Source organism: Brevibacterium spongiae, from assembly GCF_026168515.1.
GTDB classification, from domain to species: domain Bacteria; phylum Actinomycetota; class Actinomycetes; order Actinomycetales; family Brevibacteriaceae; genus Brevibacterium; species Brevibacterium spongiae.
Genome location: NZ_CP093443.1, coordinates 19,138 through 40,397 on the forward strand (window position 1 = coordinate 19,138; position 21,260 = coordinate 40,397).

General features: G+C 65.4%; 20 protein-coding genes and 1 tRNA gene. 12 read left to right on the forward strand and 9 right to left on the reverse strand.

What is annotated here, in order from left to right; all coding sequences use genetic code 11:
- The first annotated feature begins 148 nt into the window (after positions 1–148).
- From L1F31_RS00080 to L1F31_RS00090, 3 genes are all read left to right on the forward strand, one after another.
- The gene (locus L1F31_RS00080) at positions 149–1,546 is read left to right on the forward strand and encodes a sodium:proton exchanger (RefSeq protein WP_265418712.1); all 1,398 of its coding nucleotides are present in this window, start codon (positions 149–151) and stop codon (positions 1,544–1,546) included.
- A gap of 10 nt (positions 1,547–1,556) precedes the next feature.
- Complete coding sequence (locus L1F31_RS00085; protein ID WP_265418713.1) at positions 1,557–2,231, forward strand: metal-dependent transcriptional regulator; 675 nt, start codon at positions 1,557–1,559, stop codon at positions 2,229–2,231.
- An 81-nt stretch (positions 2,232–2,312) separates the two neighbouring features.
- Positions 2,313–2,388: transfer RNA gene (locus L1F31_RS00090), tRNA-Ala, on the forward strand.
- 8 nt (positions 2,389–2,396) lie between these two features.
- On the opposite strand, the gene L1F31_RS00095 is transcribed toward L1F31_RS00090, so the two are convergent.
- From L1F31_RS00095 to L1F31_RS00105, 3 genes are all read right to left on the reverse strand, one after another.
- The gene (locus L1F31_RS00095; RefSeq protein WP_283255782.1) at positions 2,397–3,122 is read right to left on the reverse strand and encodes an amino acid ABC transporter ATP-binding protein; all 726 of its coding nucleotides are present in this window, start codon (positions 3,120–3,122) and stop codon (positions 2,397–2,399) included.
- Positions 3,122–3,787, reverse strand: a complete 666-nt coding sequence (locus L1F31_RS00100; RefSeq protein ID WP_265418714.1) for an amino acid ABC transporter permease — start codon at positions 3,785–3,787, stop codon at positions 3,122–3,124. Before L1F31_RS00100 ends, L1F31_RS00095 begins: the two co-directional genes overlap by 1 nt.
- Positions 3,788–3,862: 75 nt before the next feature.
- A complete protein-coding gene (locus L1F31_RS00105) occupies positions 3,863–4,660 on the reverse strand; it encodes a transporter substrate-binding domain-containing protein (RefSeq protein WP_265418715.1) in 798 nt (265 codons plus the stop codon).
- Between the two features lie 462 nt (positions 4,661–5,122).
- On the opposite strand from L1F31_RS00105, the gene L1F31_RS00110 reads away from it, so the two are divergent.
- The gene (locus tag L1F31_RS00110; RefSeq protein WP_265418716.1) at positions 5,123–5,758 is read left to right on the forward strand and encodes a TetR/AcrR family transcriptional regulator; all 636 of its coding nucleotides are present in this window, start codon (positions 5,123–5,125) and stop codon (positions 5,756–5,758) included.
- A gap of 95 nt (positions 5,759–5,853) precedes the next feature.
- Entirely contained in the window at positions 5,854–6,567 is a 714-nt protein-coding gene (locus tag L1F31_RS00115) for a DUF4097 family beta strand repeat-containing protein (RefSeq protein ID WP_265418717.1), read from the forward strand.
- A 157-nt stretch (positions 6,568–6,724) separates the two neighbouring features.
- On the opposite strand, the gene L1F31_RS00120 is transcribed toward L1F31_RS00115, so the two are convergent.
- Positions 6,725–8,098, reverse strand: coding sequence for an NAD-dependent succinate-semialdehyde dehydrogenase (locus L1F31_RS00120; protein WP_265418718.1), 1,374 nt, complete (start codon positions 8,096–8,098; stop codon positions 6,725–6,727).
- Positions 8,099–8,262: 164 nt separating this feature from the next.
- Between L1F31_RS00120 and L1F31_RS00125 the strand changes: the two genes are divergently transcribed.
- Positions 8,263–8,640 carry a VOC family protein gene (locus L1F31_RS00125; RefSeq protein WP_265418719.1) on the forward strand — a complete coding sequence of 126 codons (378 nt, stop codon included), beginning with the start codon at positions 8,263–8,265 and terminating at the stop codon, positions 8,638–8,640.
- Between the two features lie 163 nt (positions 8,641–8,803).
- Here L1F31_RS00125 and L1F31_RS00130 read toward each other — a convergent pair whose 3' ends face one another.
- Both L1F31_RS00130 and L1F31_RS00135 read right to left on the reverse strand, forming a co-directional pair.
- Complete coding sequence (locus L1F31_RS00130; protein ID WP_265418720.1) at positions 8,804–9,133, reverse strand: nuclear transport factor 2 family protein; 330 nt, start codon at positions 9,131–9,133, stop codon at positions 8,804–8,806.
- A gap of 56 nt (positions 9,134–9,189) precedes the next feature.
- Complete coding sequence (locus L1F31_RS00135; protein WP_265418721.1) at positions 9,190–9,945, reverse strand: SDR family oxidoreductase; 756 nt, start codon at positions 9,943–9,945, stop codon at positions 9,190–9,192.
- A 63-nt stretch (positions 9,946–10,008) separates the two neighbouring features.
- Here L1F31_RS00135 and L1F31_RS00140 point away from each other — a divergent pair, with 63 nt between their 5' ends.
- The gene (locus L1F31_RS00140) at positions 10,009–10,716 is read left to right on the forward strand and encodes a TetR/AcrR family transcriptional regulator (protein ID WP_265418722.1); all 708 of its coding nucleotides are present in this window, start codon (positions 10,009–10,011) and stop codon (positions 10,714–10,716) included.
- Between the two features lie 143 nt (positions 10,717–10,859).
- Here L1F31_RS00140 and L1F31_RS00145 read toward each other — a convergent pair whose 3' ends face one another.
- Complete coding sequence (locus L1F31_RS00145; RefSeq protein ID WP_265418723.1) at positions 10,860–11,378, reverse strand: DinB family protein; 519 nt, start codon at positions 11,376–11,378, stop codon at positions 10,860–10,862.
- Complete coding sequence (locus L1F31_RS00150; protein WP_265418724.1) at positions 11,375–11,803, reverse strand: DUF488 domain-containing protein; 429 nt, start codon at positions 11,801–11,803, stop codon at positions 11,375–11,377. Before L1F31_RS00150 ends, L1F31_RS00145 begins: the two co-directional genes overlap by 4 nt.
- Positions 11,804–12,005: 202 nt before the next feature.
- On the opposite strand from L1F31_RS00150, the gene L1F31_RS00155 reads away from it, so the two are divergent.
- The 3 genes from L1F31_RS00155 (at position 12,006) to L1F31_RS00165 (ending at position 14,799) form a co-directional block, all read left to right on the forward strand.
- On the forward strand, positions 12,006–13,211 hold the full coding sequence (locus L1F31_RS00155; RefSeq protein ID WP_265418726.1) for a Dyp-type peroxidase: 1,206 nt from the start codon (positions 12,006–12,008) through the stop codon (positions 13,209–13,211).
- Positions 13,208–14,008, forward strand: coding sequence for a family 1 encapsulin nanocompartment shell protein (locus L1F31_RS00160; protein ID WP_265418727.1), 801 nt, complete (start codon positions 13,208–13,210; stop codon positions 14,006–14,008). Before L1F31_RS00155 ends, L1F31_RS00160 begins: the two co-directional genes overlap by 4 nt.
- Positions 14,009–14,184: 176 nt before the next feature.
- Positions 14,185–14,799: a hypothetical protein gene (locus L1F31_RS00165; protein WP_265418728.1), complete on the forward strand. Its 615-nt coding sequence runs from the start codon at positions 14,185–14,187 to the stop codon at positions 14,797–14,799.
- 17 nt (positions 14,800–14,816) lie between these two features.
- Here L1F31_RS00165 and L1F31_RS00170 read toward each other — a convergent pair whose 3' ends face one another.
- Complete coding sequence (locus tag L1F31_RS00170; RefSeq protein ID WP_265418729.1) at positions 14,817–18,128, reverse strand: S41 family peptidase; 3,312 nt, start codon at positions 18,126–18,128, stop codon at positions 14,817–14,819.
- A gap of 87 nt (positions 18,129–18,215) precedes the next feature.
- Between L1F31_RS00170 and argS the strand changes: the two genes are divergently transcribed.
- Together argS and L1F31_RS00180 are read left to right on the forward strand one after the other, a co-directional pair.
- A complete protein-coding gene (gene argS, locus L1F31_RS00175; RefSeq protein WP_265418730.1) occupies positions 18,216–19,955 on the forward strand; it encodes an arginine--tRNA ligase in 1,740 nt (579 codons plus the stop codon).
- Positions 19,952–21,256, forward strand: coding sequence for an MFS transporter (locus L1F31_RS00180; protein ID WP_346732474.1), 1,305 nt, complete (start codon positions 19,952–19,954; stop codon positions 21,254–21,256). Before argS ends, L1F31_RS00180 begins: the two co-directional genes overlap by 4 nt.
- The last annotated feature ends 4 nt before the right edge of the window (positions 21,257–21,260 follow it).

A 21,260-nucleotide genomic window follows, 5' to 3' on the forward strand; every position in this document is an offset into this window, starting at 1 on the left:
CCGGTGATCTGCGGCACACGTCCTCATCCCGGCAGGCCGTCCGATCAGCGGACTCACGCGGATCGCGCGGGCCGCTGCGATTGTTGGAGGCGTCTAAGTCTCAGTTGTCCGTAGACACACCCGATTTGCGGGGTGAAGTCTGGAAGACATGCCCACCGCAATCCTTCGCCGCATCGTGCTCTGCCTGCTCATCGCCGCACCCGCCGTGGTGCTGCGCATCACCGGCACCGAGGTGGCCCCGGTCCTCGATCTCTTCGCCTTCGGAGCCGCGATCGTCGCTGCCGCCTTCCTCTTGGCATGGGCCGCCGAGGCGGCGCAGAAGGACATCTCGGGAGCCCTGGCGATCGCCCTGCTGGCACTCATCGCCGTCCTCCCCGAATATGCTGTGGACCTCTACTATGCGTTCCGGTCGGGCACGGATCCTGACTACCTGCATTTCGCGGCTGCGAACATGACCGGGTCGAACCGACTGCTGCTCGGCTTCGGGTGGCCGCTCGTCGTCATCATCGCCCTCCTCGTCGCCCGGCGCAGGACGAAACGCACGACGAGGCGTACGACCGGCGCAGCCAAGCGCACCACCGGCGCACAGGCCCAGGGACAGATTCCTCGGACGCGCGCACCGCGTTCCCTGCGCCTCGACTCGGGAGCTCGGATGGACATCGGATTCCTCGTCATCCTCGGCGTCCTCGCGTTCGCCATCCCGCTCATGGGCGCCATCCCGATGTGGTTCGGCATCGGCCTCGTGCTCATCTTCGCGTTCTACCTGTGGCGGGCCGGACAGTCCGCCGGTGACGAGGAAGAGGAGTTCGTCGGAGCGGCCGCGCTCATCGCGGAAATGCCGAAGTCGGCCCGCCGAATCACCGTCATCTCGCTGTTCGTCGTCTCCGCCGCGATCATTCTGCTCAGTGCCGAACCCTTCGCCGAGGCGCTCGTGGCCTCGGGGCAGTCCCTCGGAATCGACAGCTACTTCCTCGTCCAGTGGCTGGCTCCGCTCGCTTCGGAGGCACCGGAGTTCATCATCGCCGCGATGTTCGCCCTCCGCGGGATGGGGGCGGCCGCGATCGGCACGCTCATCGCCTCGAAGGTCAACCAGTGGAGTCTGCTCGTCGGGTCTCTGCCGATCGCCCACCTCGCCGGTGGAGGCGGCCTCGGGCTGCCCTTGGACGGCCGGCAGATCGAGGAGTTCACGCTCACGGCCACGCAGACCATCCTCGGCGTCGCGATCATCCTTGCCCTGCGCTTCCACTGGGCACCGGCGCTTGGGTTGGCGGCTCTGTTCGGGGTGCAGTTCTTCGTCACGGACACGTCGGGACGCTATGTGCTCTCCGCGATCCAGGCGGGACTGGCGATCGTCTTCCTCATCCTCCATCGCCGCGACATCCTGCCCACCCTCGCCGCTCCCTTCCGTCGATCCGGTCGGGACACGGACGATCCCCAGCTCGCCGAGGCGGCCCCCACCGGCCCCGCGACCGCAGACCCTGGTGACGCTGCCACCGGTGACCCCACTGCCCCTGCCACCGCTGATCGCGCGGAGACTCGCGCGTAGAATGACGATCATGCCGCGCCCTGCAGTGACCCGGATGGTCGAGGACTATGTCACCCTCATCTGGAAGGCCTACGAATGGCCGGGCGGTCGCCCTGCCACGACTGACCTCGCCGAACAGTTGGGTGTGACCGCCTCGACGGTGTCGGCGAACCTCAAGAAGCTCGCCCGTGACGGGTACATCGACTATGAGCCCTACGGACAGATCACCCTGACCGATGCAGGTCGGCAGATCGCCGTGGAGACCGTCAGGCGCCACCGGATCCTCGAGACCTACCTCGTCGACGCCTTGGGACTGACCTGGGACCAGGTCCACGATGAGGCCGACCAGCTCGAACATGCCGTGTCCGATCTTGTGCTCGAGGCGATGAACGCCGCTCTCGGCCATCCGGATCGGGATCCGCACGGCGACCCGATCCCCGATGTGCACGGCCACACGGTGTCTGTGCCGAGTCGCCGGCTGCAGGAGGCCTCTCCGGGCGTTGAGGTTGCGGTGGCCAGAGTCTCCGACCGGTCCCCGGAGCTGCTGCGCTACCTCACCGACCGTGGGATCATCATCGGCACTCGGCTGACGGTCACGGCGATCAGTTCAGCTGCCTCATCGATCGCTGTGAACATCGACGGCGAGGGCATCGAGCTCGCCCTCGACGCCGCCGAGGCGATCCGCGTCGAACCTGTCGTCGGCTGAGGTTCAGGGGGCGGTTCGTCGGCTCGAGCCGAGACATTGCCGTGCGGTGGCCGATGCGAGTAAAATCGGCGCATACACTTCGGGGGTATGGCGCAATTGGTAGCGCATCTGCTTTGCAAGCAGAGGGTTAGGGGTTCGAGTCCCCTTACCTCCACCATCCGCCTTTCACAGCACCTTGTTGAGGAACGACTTCGTGCGCTCTGACTGCGGAGCGCGGAAGATCTGATCCGGCGTTCCCTCTTCGACGATGAGCCCGTCGTCCATGAACAGCACCCGATCTGCTACCTCGCTGGCGAAGCCCATCTCATGGGTGACGACGACCATGGTCATCCCCTCCTCGGCGAGCTGCTTCATCACAGCGAGGACTTCTCCGACGAGTTCGGGGTCGAGCGCACTGGTCGGTTCGTCGAAGAGCATCATCTTCGGTTCCATCGCCAGCGCTCGAGCGATCGCCACGCGTTGCTGCTGTCCTCCGGAGAGCTGCGCCGGATAGGCTTCCGCTTTGTCTCCGAGACCGACCTTGTCCAGCAGCTTCAGGCCCCGCTCGCGCACCGCCTGCTCGCTGAGGCCACGCACCTTCCGTGGTGCCAAGGAGATGTTCTCGAGCACGCTCATGTGCGGAAACAGATTGAACTGTTGGAAGACCATGCCGATCTCCGTGCGCACATCGTTGATGTTCGTATTCTTGTCGGTCAGGCTCTTGCCGTCGATGACGACCTCACCGCTCGTGATCTCCTCAAGCATGTTGAGGCATCGCAGGAACGTCGATTTGCCGGAGCCGCTGGGCCCGATGACGCAGACGACCTCCTGAGGTTCGACCTCGCAGTCGATGCCCTTGAGCACCTCGTTGTCGCCGAAGGATTTGTGCAGATCGGATACGCGGATGATCATCAGTGAGTCAGCCTCTTCTCCATGATGTTGAGGACCTTCGACAGTGTCAGAGTGATGACCAGGTAGAAGATCGCTACCGTCGTATAGATCTCGACGGCGTTGAAGTGGTTGGACGCGACGAGGCGGCCCTGGAAGATGAGCTCGGGGACGAGGATGACCGACAGCAGCGAGGTGTCCTTGATGCTGATGATGAATTGGTTGCCCAACGGCGGAATCATCCGCTTGAACGCCTGCGGCCAGATGACATAGCGCATCGTCAGGTGTTGAGAGAGCCCCAGAGACCGGCCGGCCTCCATCTGCCCCTTCTCCACCGACTGCACCGCACCGCGGACGATCTCGGCGATGTAGGCACCGGAGTTCAGGCCGATGACGACGATGCCGGCGGTCAGCGAGGGGATGTTGAAGCCGATGATGAGCGGCAGGGCGAAGTAGATCCAGATCGCCTGCACCAGCACCGGAGTGCCGCGCAGCAGCTCGATATAGGCCGTCGAGATCCCGTAGACGATCTTGTTGCGGGAGATGCGGCCGAGGCCGAAGATCGCTCCGAGGACGAAACCGATGACGAGCCCGACGACGGAGACGAGCAGCGTGTAGTACAGCCCCTGCAGCAGTGCGGGGATGTAATCGATGACTCCGAGCCAGTTGAATTGGGCTAAGCGGGACATATCTTCCTTCCACAGGACTGCGGGCACGGGATGGCTCCCCTGCCCGCAGTCCGCTGTGCTCTCACAACTGAGGTGTCAGTCTTCGGCCGGCGGCTCTTCGCCGAACCACTCCTTGTACATCTCCGCGTACGTGCCGTCCTCCTTGATGGTGGCCAGAGCTTCGTTGACGGCCTTGACGAGGTTCGGGTTGTCCTTCGAGATCGCGATGCCGTAGTCCTGAGCCTCGAGCAGGTCGCCGACCATCTTGAGCTTGTCCTCACCTTCGGTGCGGATGTAGTAGGCGACGTTCGGCTGATCGTAGAGCACCGCGTCGGCGCTGCCGGATTCGACCGCGAGGTAAGCCTGGTCGAGCTGTTCGTAGGTCTTCGCCTCCGCGCCCTCGATGTTGTCTTCGATGTAGGCGGCACTCGTCGACCCGAGGCGTGTGGCTACAGTCTTGCCGTCGAGGTCGTCGATGCTCTTGATGTCCTCATTGTCGGTGGGCACGCCGAGGATCAGACCGGATTTGTAGTAGGGGTCGGAGAAGTCGATCGTCTGCTTGCGCTCGTCGGTGATGCTGATGCCGGCGACGGCGAGGTCGAAGGAACCGGTCTGCAGGCCGGGGATGATGCCGTCGAAGTTCGTCACTTCCTGTTTGAGCTCGAACCCTGCTTCGTCGGCGACGGCCGTGATGAGGTCGATGTCGAAGCCGACGTACTTGCCGTCTTCCTTGAATTCGAAGGGGACGAAGGAGGTGTCTGTGGCGTAGGTGTACGAGTCTTCGAGCGGTGCATCCTCGTCGCCGCCGTCGGAGGAGCAGGCCGAGAGCCCGGCTGTCAGGGCCAGTGATGCCGCGATCGCAATTCCGGAGAAGAGCCGCTTTCTCAAGTTCACATCTGCCTCACATTCAAAGAACATCCATTGGTCTTTCAGAATTTTCACAGTAGGCCGGAGCGTGATCGAGAGTCAAAGTGGTTCAGCTCTCATTTATCATGTGGGAGCAGTTTCGGCGACGCTCCCGAGGCACACGCAGACCGCCGAATCGAAAGGTGAGTGGCGCGGCTGTTCAGAGCATCGTTCCAGGTCACAGCATGAGCAGCGGACCGAACCTGACGAATGCTCGCCGAGGCGGCCCGCCGACTCCGTGACCGCTTGAGAAGCGTTATACAAACGCAACTTCATCTGCCGTGGCAATGTGAATTCGCTCGTCGGGAGCGGCGGAAAGAAGACGCGAGAGTTTGGCACGTCGAAGGTGAGAATCATCGCGCCGACGGGACGACGGATCCGAGGGATTGCACGGCGGCCAAACTCCGATACTTATAGTATTCAATACCGAAAGTACTGTATGCTTCCATCATGTCGATGAACGAGAGCAGCCGAGGGGTCTCGCGGCGAGTCCCACGAAGTCAGGTTCGGCAGCGACTCATTGCTGCGGCCGCGGAAGCCTTCACCAAGCACGGGTATGACGCGGCAACTGTCGACGACATCGCTCTCCGAGCCGGATTCACCAAAGGTGCTGTCTATTCCAATTTCGGAAGCAAACAGGGGCTCTTCGCCGCAGTCCTCGAGGATCGCTCCGAAATCGAAAGGGACCGCCTGCTCCGAGCCGCGGAAATACCGTCGGGGGAAGTGGCGTCGTTCGTGGCGAATATCGTCGCCGAAAGCATTACGGGCGACGAGCAGCGAAGTCGGATCGGGCTCGAGTTTGCGGCACGGGCCGCTCGGGACGCTGCAGCGAGAGAGGCCTGGACGCCGTTGCGACGGACGCAGCGGGAGGTTGCCGAGCGCGCCATTCGGGAAGTCACCGGACGCAGCGGACTCGAGCTTACGATCGATCCTGAGGTGGCTGCACTTGTTCTGCACTGTCTGACGAATGGGCTGTCGATGGAGCATCTGGCCGATCCGGAGCAGGTCGACTCGGCGGCAATTGAACTGGCAGTGACCACCCTGATTGACGCCATCACTCATTCCGGGTCCGAACCGCGAAGATGAGGACCCCCGAAGGTGAGGACGATGAAATCGACGCACAGCTCGGCAGAACACCTGAAGGCAGGAGAGGCGACGTGAGAGCACAGAGAAGGTTCAGGGTGATTGCCCTTTCAAGTGCAGGGTTCCTTGTCGCGCTTGGACTGAGCGCATGCGGACCGTCGCTCGACCAGGTCGATCCCGAGGGCCACTCATTTCCGATCAGCGGCGATGACCTCGGCATCATTATGGAGTCCGGGGGCGACATTGAGTTGCGACCGGGTGACGTCGAGGCCGTCGAAGTGACGCGGTGGTTCACGGGTGATGCGGATCAGGCGAAGTGGACGATGACGGATGATGAACTCGTACTTTCCACCGATTGCGGATTCCTGACCTCGTGCGAGGTGCGGTACCAGGTCGTCGTACCGCAGTCCGCGGCGGTGAGTCTGCAGGCGGCGAACGCAGAGGTGTCCGCGACGGACTTTGACACCTCGGTGTCGCTTGCCACGGAGAACGGGGGCATAGCAGCCTCCGACATCGGCGGTGATCTGACACTGCGCAGCACCAACGGTGACCAACACGCCAGAGGACTGAGTTCCGACAACGTCACGGCGCAGGCAGAGAACGGATCAGTCGATCTGAGGTTCGACGAGGCACCATCGAACTTAACGGTGACGACCGACAACGGTGAAGTGAGAACGTCACTGCCGAAAGCGGCCTACGCCGTCTCGCTGCGAACAGACAATGGTGCGCAGTCGAACTCGCTCATTGAGGATCCCGACAGTCCGCACACCATCGAGGTCACAACTGGCAATGGGGATGTCACGCTCGAGTGAGACGGTCGGAAGGCCGAGATGAGAAGAGCACGAGCCCGTCGGACAGCGATCATGTCGCTTTCCGACGGGCTCGTCTCAGTCCGGGCCATGTCCGGCACACAGGTCAACGCCGGTGCCGGTCGATTCTGCCGCAGGCTCAGCCCCGGCAGTGCACGGATCAGTTGTGCACGCGGATGAGGTGCTCGTTGGTGAAGGCCTGGAACGCCCACTGAGCGTTCTCGCGGCCGTAGCCGGAGCGGTTGATGCCGCCGAACGGGTACTCCGGTCCGGACTCCATGTGGGCGTTGATGAGCGTCATGCCGGCGTTGATCTTCTTGCCGAACTCCTGACCCTTCTCGAGGTCGTCGGTCCACACCGAGGACATGAGACCGTATTCGGTGTCATTGGCCAGACGCAGCGCATCCTCTTCGTCCTTGGCGCGGTAGATCATCACAGCTGGTCCGAAGAGCTCGTTGCAGCCGAGGTCCGAACGCGGGTCGATGTCGGTGAGCACGGCCGGGGACATGAACCAGCCCGGACGGTCGAGCTTCTTGCCGCCGGTGAGCAGGGTCGCTCCATCGGCGACGGCCTTGTCGATCATCTCGACGATCTCGTCGCGAGCGCCTTCGGAGGACACGGGTCCCATGCCGACCTCGGGGTCGTCGAAGTCCGAGACCTTGATGGCCTCGGTGGCCTTGACGGCCTCGGCGACGAATTCGTCGTAGAGCTCATCGACGACGATCATGCGCTTGGGCGAGGTGCAGACCTGTCCCGCATTCGCCAGGCGCAGGCCGACGAGCTTCTGTGCCACGGACGCCACATCCTTCGAGTCGAGGACGACGGCCGGGTCGTTGCCGCCGAGCTCGAGCACGGCGCGCTTGTAGTACTTCGCGGCGATCGCGGCCACGGAGGCACCGGCACCCTCGGAGCCGGTGAGCGAGAAGCCCTTGACGCGGAAGTCCTTGAGGACCTCTTCGGCGTGCGAGGAGTCAAGGTAGATGTTCTGGTAGACGCCCTTGGGCAGTCCCGCCTCGGTGAGGAGATCCTCGAAGTACTGCGAGGACTTCGGGCAGATCGAGGCCTGCTTCATGATGATCGAGTTGCCGACCATGAGGTTCGGCAGCACGAAGCGGGCGATCTGGTTGTAGGGGAAGTTCCAGGGCATGATGCCCAGCAGCACGCCCAGCGGCTGGTGCTCGACATAGCTGGAAGCCGCACCTGCGGCGGCCAGATGAGTGGGTGCCAGGTGGGTGGCGGCGTTGTCGGCCATCCAACGGGCGGTGCGGGCGACCTTGTCGACCTCGCCGAGGCCCTGCTTCTTGATCTTGCCCATCTCACGACCGATGATGTCGGTCATCTCTTCGGCGTTGTCATCGACGAGATCGGCGAACTTGCGCAGGATCGCCGCGCGTTCGTGAAGCGGGGTCTCCTTCCACGCCAGATGTGCCTCATGGGCACGATCGATGTACGCGGGGATCTCTTCTTTCGGAACCGAGGCGAACTCTTCTTCGACCTCGCCGGTGTTGGCATTGGTGACAGCGAACTTGCTCATGGAACGTCCTTTCACGGGTTGACGATCTGTGCCCTGTAACAAACTATCGTCTCCTGCAATTCCGCGACACTTGAGTCCGTCCCTGAGACTGCTGAATCCGTTGCTGAGGCTGCGATGCTCGTTGTTGGGACCGCTGTGTCTGTCCCCGGGTCTACTATTCAGCCATGGAGAGAGTGACTGGAATCGGCGGATATTTCCTCCGCGCGAATGACCCCGAGGCCCTGACGGTCTGGTACCGCGATGTGCTCGGGCTCGACTTCGGTGACCACGGACTGTGGCAGCAGCCGGCGGGACCGACGGTGATCGGGCTCTTCGAGGCCGACACCGACTACTTCGGGACCCGGCCCGACGGGCAGGATCGACAGCAAACGATGCTCAATTTCCGTGTCGCCGACCTTGAGGCGATGCTCGGGCAGCTGCGCGACGCCGGCGCCGAGGTGGCTGCGGAGACCCAGCAGATGGACGGAATCGGCCGGTTCGGTTGGGTCACCGATCCCGAAGGGAACCGGATCGAGCTGTGGGAGCCGGAAGAAGAGAGCTGAGCTGGGAGCGATCCCGGCCGAGTTAGGACCGGCTGCCAACGATGTTCGAGGGCGGACCGTCGACCGAGATCGACTGCGCCGACGGGGCCCGGAACCGGTGGGGCTGTTCCCGAACACGGGCGCAGCCCCACCAGATGGTCCGAGTCAACCCAGATAGGCCGGCTCAGCCCTCTCGGATCGTCATCTTCGCGATGCGGTCCCCGTCCAGGTCGAAGGCGAACGAGGATCGTCCGTTCGCGTGGGTCGACCGCCAGTCGCCGATCACGGTGACTCGGTCGCCGTCCTCCGTCACCTCTTCGGGAGTGATGGTGCCGGTCGCTCCGATGAACTCCTTGTCGCTCCAGGCCTTGATGGCCTCGCGGCCGGCGAATTCACGGCCCCAATCGTCGACGACGCCCTCGGAAGTGAAGGCATCGAGGAAGCCCTGCTCATCGTGGGCATTGACGACGTCGATGAACGAGGCGATGGTCTTCGGGATCTGCAGATTGTCCATGGTGACTCCTGATTCTCTGTTCGGCTGATTCTCTGGGTTCAGCTGATTCTCTGTGCTCAGCGGGTGGTGTACCCGCCGTTGGCGAAGATGGTCTGACCGGTGATCCACCGGCCCTCGGTCGCGAGGAACCGCACGATCGGAGCGATGTCCTCGATCTGGGTGAGTCGATTGCCCAAGCCCTGGGACTTGTGGAATTCGACGCGTTCGGGGGTCTCCTGCCCATAGAAGAACGGAGTGTCCATCGGGCCGGGCGCGATGGCGGTGACGGAGATTCCGCGCTCGCCGAACTCCTTCGCCGCGGCACGAGTGAAGTGCTCGACCGGGCTCTTCCCGCCCGCATAGGTGGAGTATCCGTCGGTGAATGCGGCCAGGAGGGCGGTGACGATGGTGATGATCTGACCGTCGTCATTGAGGTGCTTGCCCGCTTCCTTGATGAAGAAGTAGGCCGCCTTCGAGTTGATGTCGAACATCGCATCGTACTCGTCCTCGCTCGTGTCCATGATCGGCTTGCGCAGCACCTTGCCGGAGGTGTTCACGGCGATGTCGATGCCGCCCAGAGCCGCCTCGGCGTCGTCGAAGAGTGCCGTGACGACCTCAGGTCGGGTGAGATCGCCGCTGAGCAGGACGCTCTTGACTCCGTGGGATTCGACAGCGGCCAGGGTTTCCTCGGCCTCGGGTCGAGTCGAATCCGAGTTGTAGTGGATGGCGACATTCGCCCCGGCCTCTGCGGCCTGACGGGCGATGAGCCCACCGAGGTTCTTCCCTCCTCCAGCGATGAGGATGTTCTTGTTCGTCAGTGTGGTGGCGGTCATTCTCAACCTCACTATATCGTCGATATACCTTGCCGTAACGACAATACACGATAATATAGCGATATGACAGAGACCCCGACCATCGATACACGAACTCGGCTGCTCAATGCTGCGGCCGAACTCATCGCCGCCTCCCCTGGGGAGGACTTCTCGCTGCGTGCCGTGTGCGATGCCGTCGGCGTCAAGATGCCGACGCTCTACCACTTTTTCGGCAGCAAACAAGGACTCATCGACGCCGTGATCGAACGTGGCTTCGACATGTACCTGGGCGAGAAGATGGCGATGGAGTCGAGCGGGGATCCGATCCAGGATCTGCGCCATGGGTGGGACGCCCATGTCGAATTCGGATTAAACAATCCTGGGTTCTATACGCTCATGTACGGCAAGGTCCAGCCCGGTTATGCACCGGCCGAGCAGTCGCGGGCGAGTGAGATCCTGGGCTCGCTGACTGCGGCCGCAGAGGCTCAGGGGCGACTCGTCGTCAATTCCGAGCAGGCCGCGGCCCATATCCTCGCGGCCAATATCGGCGTGACGCTGCGTCTCATCATTGCGGGAGCTCCCGATCCGCAGCTGTCGGCTGCCGTGCGTGAGGGCGTGTTCGACGCGATCACCGGCACCTCGCAGTCGGAGGCCGCGGACGACAGGTTCGCCCAGTCGGTCATCGAATACGCCGCCTCCCACGCCGAGGTGCTCGGGTCTGCCGAGACCCAGCTGCTCATCCGCTGGCTGCAGCGCCTCGGAGACCATGCGCAAGCAGCTCAGGAGAACTGAGGACGCGGGACGGCTTCCTCAGCCGAGGAGGCGGGCCACCTCGGCGGCCTGGTCATCCGGACGGAAATCGAGGTGGAGTCGGTTCTTCACGACCTTCTCCTCCTGGTCGAGTGACATGCCCTCACCTTTCGACGGTCATGGCCTCAGGCCCCGACGTCGCCGAGGTGGTGGCGGACTTCGTGGAGTCCGTAGAGGGTGAGTGTGGCGACGGTGAAGGCGCGGCCGTCGGCGCGGAACCCGCGACGATCCCACTCGTCTCCGCTGACCTGGGAGAGGCGGCCGGCATAGGACTCGGCGGCCGCGGACAGGGCGGGGGCCACCTCGGCGGGATTCTCATGAGCGTAATCTGAGGCGATCGCGACAGCGTCGCCGTCGAAGTTCTCCAGCGTAGGGTCCGTCTCGGTGAGCATGAGCTCGGTGCGGCGGCGGAATTCGTCGAGGACATCGCGCATATGGGCGGCGTATTCGAGGTCCGACCAGCGGCCCGGCGTCCGCCGGGTGGCGGCGTCGTCCCTGGTCAGGACCGTCTGCCAGGTGGCGGCCGCCTCGGTGAGCGTGGCGGGCACGGTGGTGGGGTCCTCCTGGCCGGTGAAGCCGCAGTCGGGGCAGCCTCCGTCGAGGACGTCGGCCCAGTCGCGGGTGTCGGGGGTGATGTCGTTCATTTCTCTCCCTTGCTGCCGGATGTCCCGGTGGTCTTCTTCCCGCCGTTGAGGATGTCGGCGAGCACCGTTGCTTGGCTGATGTCATCGCGCTTGGCCGCAGTGAGCAGGGTCAGCGTGCCCTTCTTCGCGAAATCGCGCAGCTCGTCGAGGCCCGCGGCGGCGTCATCGTCATCAAGTTCCTTGCGGAAGCGGTCGGCGAATTCGTCGAACTTCTCCGGATCATGGGAATACCACTTGCGCAGCTCGGTCGAGGGGGCGACGTCCTTGACCCATTCGTCGAGTTCGGCCTTGTCCTTGCTCACCCCGCGCGGCCACACGCGGTCGACGAGGACCCGGGTTCCATCGGACTTGTGCGCTTCGTCGTAGATGCGGCGGACTTGGACTTCGGCCGCGCTGCTCTTGGCGGAGCTCTTCTTCTCGGACATCGTCGGATGCTCCTTTCGCTCGCTTGCCTTCGAGTCTACGACTCTCACACAACCGCCGCCGGACGGGTCCCGGGCAGCCGAGCAGCGCCGGGCTCCCACACCATGGCCAACATGCCTGGTGAGGCGTAGACTCGCAGGACATGCGGCACCTCGGTGCGCCGAGGCAGGCCTGGCATCAACCGCGATCCGAGGAGATGGTGCAGTGACCGTTTGGCAGCAGGCATTCCCCAATGGGAAGTCTCCGCAGCGAGTTCTCGTGCCGCCCTCGCCGTCTGCGATCTTCCTCGTCCTCACCGTCCGATCCGGGTTCGAAGAACAGGCGAAGGACTTCCTCGGTGAGATCGCCGGACTGACCCGCACCGTGGGATTCCGCTCCCGCGAAGACGACCTCAGCTGTGTGACGGGCATCGGCGCAGACCTCTGGGACCGGATGTTCACCGCCCCCAGGCCTCCGGGGCTGCACCCCTTCATCGAACAGCGCGGAGACGTCCACACGGCACCCTCGACCCCGGGCGACCTCCTCTTCCATATCCGCGCTCGCCGCATCGACCTGTGCTTCGAACTCGCCCGGCTCATCCGCGACGCCCTGGCCGGTGCCGTCGACGTCGCCGACGAAGTGCACGGCTTCCGCTACTTCGACGAACGCGACATCCTCGGCTTCGTCGACGGGACGGAGAATCCCGAGGATCAGGGCGCCGTCGATGCCGTGTTCCTGCAGCCCGATGACTTCACCGAGGAGCTCGCCGAGGCGGGATCCGACGTCGCCGCCGCTGCCGGCGGGGCTGCCGCGGCCTATGCAGGCAGCACGTACGCGATCGTCCAGAAGTACACGCACGATATGACCGGCTGGGAAGCACTCAGCGTCGAGGAGCAGGAGGCTGCCTTCGGACGCACCAAACTCTCCGACGTCGAATTCGCCGAAGAGGACAAGGCGCCGAACTCCCACCTCGTGCTCAATTCGATCGAGGATGAAGACGGCAACGACCGTGAGGTCGTCCGCGACAACATGGTCTTCGGCTCTGTCGGGTCCGAGGAGTACGGCACCTACTTCATCGCGTACGCCGCTGATGTGACGACGACCGAGCAGATGCTTGAGAACATGTTCATCGGCGACCCGGTCGGCACCTACGACCGGATCCTCGACTTCTCGACCGCGGAGACCGGCACCCTCTTCTTCATCCCCAGCCAGGATTTCCTCGACGACCCCGATGGGGAACTCGCCGAGGCGGGGCTCGGGATCGGCGCGGAGCCTGCCGCGGAGGCCGAGTCCACGGCCGACGGGGACGGTGGAGCCGCCTCGGTGCCGGTCGATGCCACCGAACCTGACGATGATCCGACAACGACAGACCCCTCGGCACCCACGGACGGCAGCCTCGGAATCGGCAGCCTGAATAGGAGACGACAGTGAACAACCTCTATCGCGAACTAGCTCCCATCACCGGCCCGGCCTGGGCGGAGATCGAGGAGGAGGCCAGGCGCACCTTCAAGCGCAATATCGCCGGTCGGCGCATCGTCGACGTCGAAGGGCCGACGGGCTTCGAGACCTCCTCGGTGACCACCGGCCATATCCGCGACATCGCCTCGGAGACCTCGGGTCTCGATATCCGCCAGCGCATCGTCCAGGAGTTCGTGGAACTCCGCGCCCCCTTCACCGTCACCCGACAGGCCATCGACGATGTCGCCCGCGGCTCCGGAGACTCGGACTGGCAGCCGGTCAAGGACGCGGCCACGACGATCGCCATGGCCGAGGACCGGGCCATCCTCCACGGCCTCGACTCCGCGGGAATCGGTGGCATCGTCCCGAACTCCTCGAACACGGCCGTCGACCTGCCCGAGGCCGTCGAGGACTATGCGGACGCGGTGGCGCAAGCACTGTCCAGCCTGCGCATGGCCGGTGTCGACGGGCCCTACAGTCTGCTTTTGTCCTCCGCCGAATACACGAAGGTCTCCGAATCGACCGATCACGGCTTCCCGGTCCGCGATCACCTCTCGCGCCAGCTCGGCGCCGGAGAGATCATCTGGGCGCCGGCGCTCGAAGGCGCCCTGCTCGTGTCCACCCGCGGCGGCGACTACGAGCTGCACCTCGGACAGGATCTGTCGATCGGCTACAGCGGTCACAACGGTGACACCGTGGACCTCTACCTGCAGGAGACTTTCGGCTTCCTTGCGCTGACCGACGAATCCAGCGTCCCCCTGAACTCCTGAGCGCAGCTCGGGTCGTGAGCCTTGGGGGTGAGGCGTGGTGGGTGCCTCGGCGGCGTCGAAAGCTGGATTTGTGCCGGCCGAAGCGTCGCAAGCGGGCTTGAGGGTGCAAGAATGAACTCGGCGAACCCGCGGAACTCCTCCGAACACGGATGGAGTTCACCGACGAACGGACGACGATGACTTCGGAAGCACCGGAACCGAACACCCCTCCGACACCCCGTGGAGACACGACCGGCCCGCAGTCCGAAGGCCGGACTACGGCCGCTGGGGCGGAGATCGGAGCGCTGATCGGGGCCGGTTTCGGACTGCTGTTCCTCATCATCAACAGCTCCCAGTTCTCCACCGTGGGCCGCACGCTCGTCATCGCCCTCGGAGCGCTCGCCTTCGCAGGCATCGCGGTCTTCGCGGTACGTGGACTTATGCGCTCACGTGCGGCAGCGTCTGCGCGTGACCGTCGCGGTCCGCCGTTCGGGCGCGCCTACTGGATCATCGTGCTCATCGAGGCGGTTCTGCTGTTCGCCGGTGCCCGTCTGCTGTCAGGTCTCGGCCACCCGGAACTCGGTGTCGCGTGGGTAGCCGTGGTCGTCGGCACCCACTTCTATGCACTCGGGTGGGTCTTCGGACTCGATCGCTTCCATGTGCTCGCGACCATCGTCACGCTCTGCGGCATCGGCGGGTTCATCGCCTTCTTCGCCGCGGCCCCGGCGTTCATCCCGGTCATCAGCGGCGTCATCTCAGGCTTCGCGCTGCTCGGCTTCGCCATGTGGGCCCTGGTGCCGGTGGATAGGTGAGTCCGTTCGCCCGGGGGTCAGCCCTCGGTCGGGGCCTCAGGGGCCCCGGGCTTCGGTGACGGCTGCACGCGCGGGGGTGGGAACTCCGGTGGCTGGGCGGCGGGATGGTCCTTCAGCCCGGCGAACACCTCGGCGATGGCGCGATCGAGCTGCGGATCGTCGGCGGCGAAGAGCTGCCCGGGATCGTGCTCGACCTCGATATCGGGTTCGACGCCGTAGTTCTCCACGCTCCAGCCTTTGCCCTCGATCCAGAAGGAGTACCGCGGCTGGGTCACTCCGGTGCCGTCGACGAGGTCGTAGCGCCCGTCGATGCCGACGACTCCGCCCCAGGTGCGCACGCCGATGACCGGGCCGATGCCCCTGGCCTGCACACGGGCGTTGATGATGTCGCCGTCGGAGCCGGAGAACTCATTGGCCACGAACACCACCGGCCCGCGCGGTGCGTCCTCGGGGTCACGACCCATAACGTCATAGCTGCGGGCCTGATTCCAGGCCACGACCTTGTCGGCGAAGCGCTCGGCCACCAGCGCGCTCGTGTGCCCGCCCCGGTTGAAGCGGACATCGGCGATGACGCCCTCGCAGCCCATCGCCTGCCGGATATCGCGGTGCAGCTGCGCCCAGCCGTAGGAGGTCATATCGGGAATGTGGACGTAGCCGACGCGGCCGGACGACTTCTCGGCCACGTACTCCCGACGGGAGCGCACCCAGTCCTGATAGCGCAGAACCTCCTCGCCGGCCAAGGGGATGACGGCCACCGTGCGGTCCTTGCGGCGGGACCGGCGCAGGGTGAGTTCGACGATCGAGTCCGCGGCACCCTGCAGATGCGCGGCAGGGCCGGCCGCCTCGTCGACGGGCTGACCGTTCACGGCAACGATGACATCACCGACGGCAGCACCGACTCCGGCCTGCCGCAGCGGCGACCTTGCATCCGGTTCGCTGCTCTCACCAGGCAGGATCCGAGAGATCGTCCATCCCTCCGCGGTCCGTTCCAGATCAGCGCCGAGGAAGCCGAGCTTCTTCGACTCATCACCCAGACCGTTCGGCGGGGAGACATAGGCGTGCGAGGTGTTGAGCTCGCCGACGGTCTCCCACAGGATGTCGACGAGGTCGTCATGCGTCAGCGCCTTCGCGGCCACGGCCCGCCAGCGCAGGGTCACGGATTCCCAATCGACCCCGTTCATGTCCTCGCGCCAGTAGTGGTCGCGCATGATCCGGGCGTTCTCTTCGAACATCTGCAGCCATTCGGCTCTCCGGTCGAGTTCGAACCGCAGCCGGGTCACGTCGACGGAGACGAACTCATCGTCATCGGCCTCGACCTTCCGGTTCGCCGGGACCACGCTGATGTCGTCCTCGGAGCGGACGACGATGAGCTTCCCGTCACCGGAGACCTCATAATCGCTGGCCTTGTCCACGACGGTGGTGACCTTGCGCTTGGCGAAGTCGAAGAATTGGACCACCTCGGCGGGTTTGTCACCGGCATCGCCGGCGCGTTTGGAGCCGAGTTCGCCGCCCTCGGCATCGCCGGTGCGCATCCACAGCAGACCCCCATCGGCGGACTCGAGGTCACGGAAGACTCCGGAGGCGACGGGGAACGGCAGGATCCGCTCCTCGGCCCCGTCGAGGTCGACCTCGGCGGTAGCCACGGGCTTGTCCGCCTTGGCGCGTTCGGTTTTCGCATCCTCGGCGACCTCGGCGATCGCCCATCCGGTTGCGCTCGGGCCGAACGGGGCGGGCTCCTCGGCGCTCAGCGGCAGCAGCCAGGGGCGGGTGACGCCGTTGAAGGACAGGTCGAAGGAGTGCTGGTTGTACGCGGGGTCGAAGGTGCGGTCGGAGAGGAAGGCGACGAACTTCCCGTCGCGGGTGAACGTCGGTGAGAAGTCGTTGAACTTCCCCGTCGTCAGCGGCCGCGCCTTCTGGTCGGACTTCACCTCGACGATCATCAGCTGCGCGAGCAGCTCCTCACCCTGCGTCGGCTGCGACCACACGAGGTACTTCCCGTCGGAGGAGAACCGCGGGGTGCGCGCCTCACCGTGCCCGGAATGACCGACCAGCCGGGTGCGCCCGTTGCCGACCTCGATGAGCCGGATCGACCCGTCGTGGGAGATCGTCGCCAGGGTCTTCCCCGCAGGATCCGCCCGCAGGTGCAGGACCCGGCCCAGTGCTCCGGCCCCGATTCGCCGAGGCGGCTTGTCCCCGGTCAGAGACGCGACCTCGATCGCGTCCTCCCCTTCGGAATCGGTGACGTACGCGGCCTGACCGGTCGAGCCGAGGATCACCGGTTCGCGGGTGCGGACCGACGAATCCGCGCACAGCGCCCTGGCCGGTCCCTCCCGATGAGCCAACCAGAACGTCTTCCCGCGCCACTCGAGCACCGAGGCATTGCCCTGACTGTCAGGGCTGATGCTGTTGATCCCGGTCTTCGGGTCGAGGCTCAGCGGCTGCACCTGCGTGCCCGGCAGCGTCACCGAGAGTGTGCGCACGTCCGCATCGAGACTGTCGAGGATCCTGATCTCCCCACGGCTGTGCCATACGATGCGAGTGCCGTCGGTGGTGGCATCGCGGACATACCCCTCGGCCTCACCCTGATGAGTGAGCTGGCGGGGTTCGTTCGCCGAGGCGGCCGTGGCCAGGCCATCGATGATCCACAGGTTCGCCTGTTCCTGGGCATGGTGAGGGAACGTCGCGGCCCGATCCGAGGTGAAGACGAGCGAATCACCGACCCACAGCGGGTCGGTCAGAGGGGCCTCGTCCTCGCGCAGCAGCCGCTGCCACCGGGCGTTCGAACCATCGGGGATGCCGGCTGAGTTCGTGCCGTCGACCCGATCGAGCCACAGCCTTGGTGCGGTTCCGCCCCGGTAGCGCTTCCAGTGCGCGGGCGGACGAGAGAACGGCGTCGACAGAGCCGTCGTCCCCGAATGATGACGGGCCAGCCCGGAGGCGCGACCGAACTGCAGACGCTCGACTGCCCCGTCGAGGCCGATGGACTTCACGACATGGTTGCGGACCTCGAACTCCCCGGCATTGGCACCGATGAGGACATGGGTGGCGTCAGACCACCCGAGCATCGTCATGGTCGTCGAACCCAACCAGGTGAGCCGGCGCAGGGCACCGGTGGCCACCTCGGCGACCATGAGCTCGGGCTGGCCCGTCCGGAAGGACACGAACGCGACATGCGCTCCGTCCGGGGAGATCCGCGGAGACCGCACTGGCACTCGATCCGAGGTCAGCCGCCAGGCGCGACCGCCGGCGGACCCCACGAGCCAGACATCGTCGTCTGCGGTGAAGGTGATGAGATCGGCTTGGACATGAGGGCAGCGAAGATAAGTCACGTGACCCACATTACAAGGCCCGATGCCCAGCGGTGCGGGCCCTGAACCGATGCCCAGGCAACTTGCACGCGGCAATAGAATGGCCGTATGCCATCTCTGACTTCTGTGCTCACGGACCGTTTCGCCGCCGCCCTCACCCACGCCTTCGGTGAGGACTTCGCCAGGCGCGATCCCGTGATCCGAAGCAGCCAGTTCGCGGACTTCCAGGCGAATGTGGCCCTGCCGCTGGCCAAGGAGCTGAAGTCCAAGCCGCGCGACATCGCCGCACAGATCGTGGAGAACCTCGACCTCGACGGCATCTGCGAGACCCCGGAGATCTCCGGCCCCGGGTTCATCAACCTCACGTTCACGCCCGCATTCCTCGCCTCCACACTGGCCGTCGGCGGGGTCGCCGAGGCCCCGTCCAACGACGACCCGCAGACGGTCGCCATCGACTACTCGGCCCCGAACGTGGCCAAGGAGATGCACGTCGGCCACCTGCGCACCACCGTCGTCGGCGACGCCCTGGCCCGGACACACGAATTCCTCGGCAACACTGTCATCCGCCAGAACCACATCGGCGACTGGGGCACTCCGTTCGGCATGCTCATCGAACACCTCCTCGATGTCGGCGTCGAATCCGCAGCCGCCGCCGAGGTGGCAGAGAACCCGAACGCCTTCTACCAGGCCGCTCGGGCGAAGTTCGATGCTGACGAGGCATTCGCCACCCGCTCCCGCTCCCGCGTCGTCAAGCTTCAGGGCGGCGACGCGGAGACGCTGGAACTGTGGACGCGGCTCGTCGGCTACTCCCGCGAGTACTTCAACCGGATCTACTCCCTCCTCGACGTCACCCTCACCGACGAGGATCTGGCCGGTGAGTCCACCTACAACGACGTCCTCGCCGACGTCTGCGACGAACTCGAAGCCAAGGGGCTGGCGACGATCTCCGATGGCGCCCTGTGCGTCTTCCCCGCCGGCTTCACCGGTCGGGAGGGCGAACCCCTGCCGCTCATCATCCGCAAGTCCGACGGCGGCTACGGCTACGCCACGACCGACCTCGCGGCCGTGCGCAACCGCGCGATCAACCTCGGCGTGAACCGTGCCCTCTACGTCGTCGGCACCCCGCAGGCCCAGCACTTCGAGATGGTGTTCACCGTCGCCCGCGAGGCAGGCTGGCTGCCGGAGTCCTTCAGCACCGAACACGTGAAGATCGGCAATGTGCTCGGCTCCGACGGGAAGATCCTGCGCACCCGCTCCGGCGCCCCGCTGCGCCTGGCCGAACTCCTCGAAGAGGCCGTGACCCGGGCGAAGACGACCCTGGCCGAATCGAACGTCGACTTCAGCGCCGAGGAGGCCGAAGAGGTCGCGCGCATCGTCGGCATCGGTGCGGTGAAGTACGCCGACCTCTCCGTCGCCCACGACACCTCGTACACCTTCGACCTCGATCGGATGCTCGCCCCCATCGGCAACACCGCCCCGTACCTGCAGTACGCCGGCGCCCGCATCCGCTCGATCGGCCGCAAGGCCGAAGCCGAAGGCATCGACCCGGTCCGCGTCGGCAAGGCTGCGATCAGCCTCGAACAGCCGGCCGAACGTGAGCTGGCGCTGTCGATCCTCGGCTTCGCCGATGTCCTCACCGAGGTGGCCGCAGGTTCCGCACCGCACCGCCTGTGCACCTACCTGTTCGACCTGGCCCAGGACTTCACCTCGTTCTACGAGCAGTGCCCGGTGCTCATCGCCGAGACAGAGGAGCTGCGGGACTCCCGCCTGCGCCTGTCGCTGATCGTGCTCGAGGTCCTCGAAGCCGGTCTCGGAGTGCTCGGCATCCGCGTCCCCGAGCGCATGTGAGCTCCGCTCCCCGAACCGCCAAATCGATGCTGCCCTGGATCGTCCTGGGCATCATCATCCTTGCGCTCAACCTGCGCACCCCGATCATCGCGCCGACCGCGATCCTGCCGGCCATTCAGGACGGCACAGGCTTCAGCGCGGCCGGCCTCGGTCTGCTCACCGGCCTGCCGGTGCTCCTGTTCGCGCTCGCCACACCCCTGGCCGGAAAGTTCATCACCGGTCTCGGCGCCGAAACCACCGTCATCGCCTGCCTGACCGGGGTGCTGGCCGGCACCGTGCTGCGCTCGGTCGGTCCGCCCTGGCTCGTCCTCACGGGCACGGCCGTCATCGGACTGGCGATCACCTTGGGCAATATCGTCGTGCCCGTGCTCATCCGCCGAGAGGTGCCCTGGGAGCAGGTATCGCTGGTCACCGGCCTGTACTCGGCGATGATGAACGTCGGCTCGATGGCCACCCTCATCGGCACCGGCCCCCTGGCCGCGACCTTCGGCTGGCGGTGGGCACTGGCCGCATGGGCGGTGCTCGCGCTCATCGGCCTCGGCTTCTGGATGGTTCTCATCCGGGTCCGGATCCGCCGTGACGGCGATGCGGTGCGGGCTGCCCAGGAAGCCATCGCCGCCGGAGAAGCCGAAGACGAATCCAGCGCCGAGGTGGTCGCCCCCGCAGGCAAGCAGAAGTGGAGTCAGGCGCCCGCCGCCTATCGCGGCATCATCGCCCTGCTCGTCATCACCTTCTCCGGCCAGTCCATCGCGTACTACACGACGACGACCTGGCTGCCGAGCTACCTCGCCGACAAGATCGGGCTGGCCCCGGCTGCGGCCGGCGGCACTGCCTCACTGTTCCAGATCGCAGCGATCCTCGGTGCTTTCGGTGTGCCGCTGCTGGCGGCGAGGTCACGGCCGTGGATGCCGGTGGCGATCGTCGCCGTACTCTGGCTGTCCCTGCCGGTGGGTCTGCTGCTGGCACCGGGCGCCTACGGTCTGTGGGCGATCACCGGCGGCATCGCGCAGGGAGGCGGCTTCACCGCGATCTTCTCGATCATCGCCCGCACCGCCGGCAGCGATGCCCAGACGGCCTCGGGCTCGGCCAGAGTGCAGGGCGGCGGCTACCTTGCCGCGACTTTGGCGCCGCCCTTCGCAGGGTGGCTGAACACTGTGACCGGCGGGTGGACGGCACCGGTGCTGCTCATCCTCGCCGCGACCCTGGCGTTCACGATCACCGGGCTGCTGGCGGCCCGTCGGGCCGGACGGTTCCCCCGCGGCGGACCGAGCGGACGCGAAGTCCTCGACTCAGACGAATGAAAAC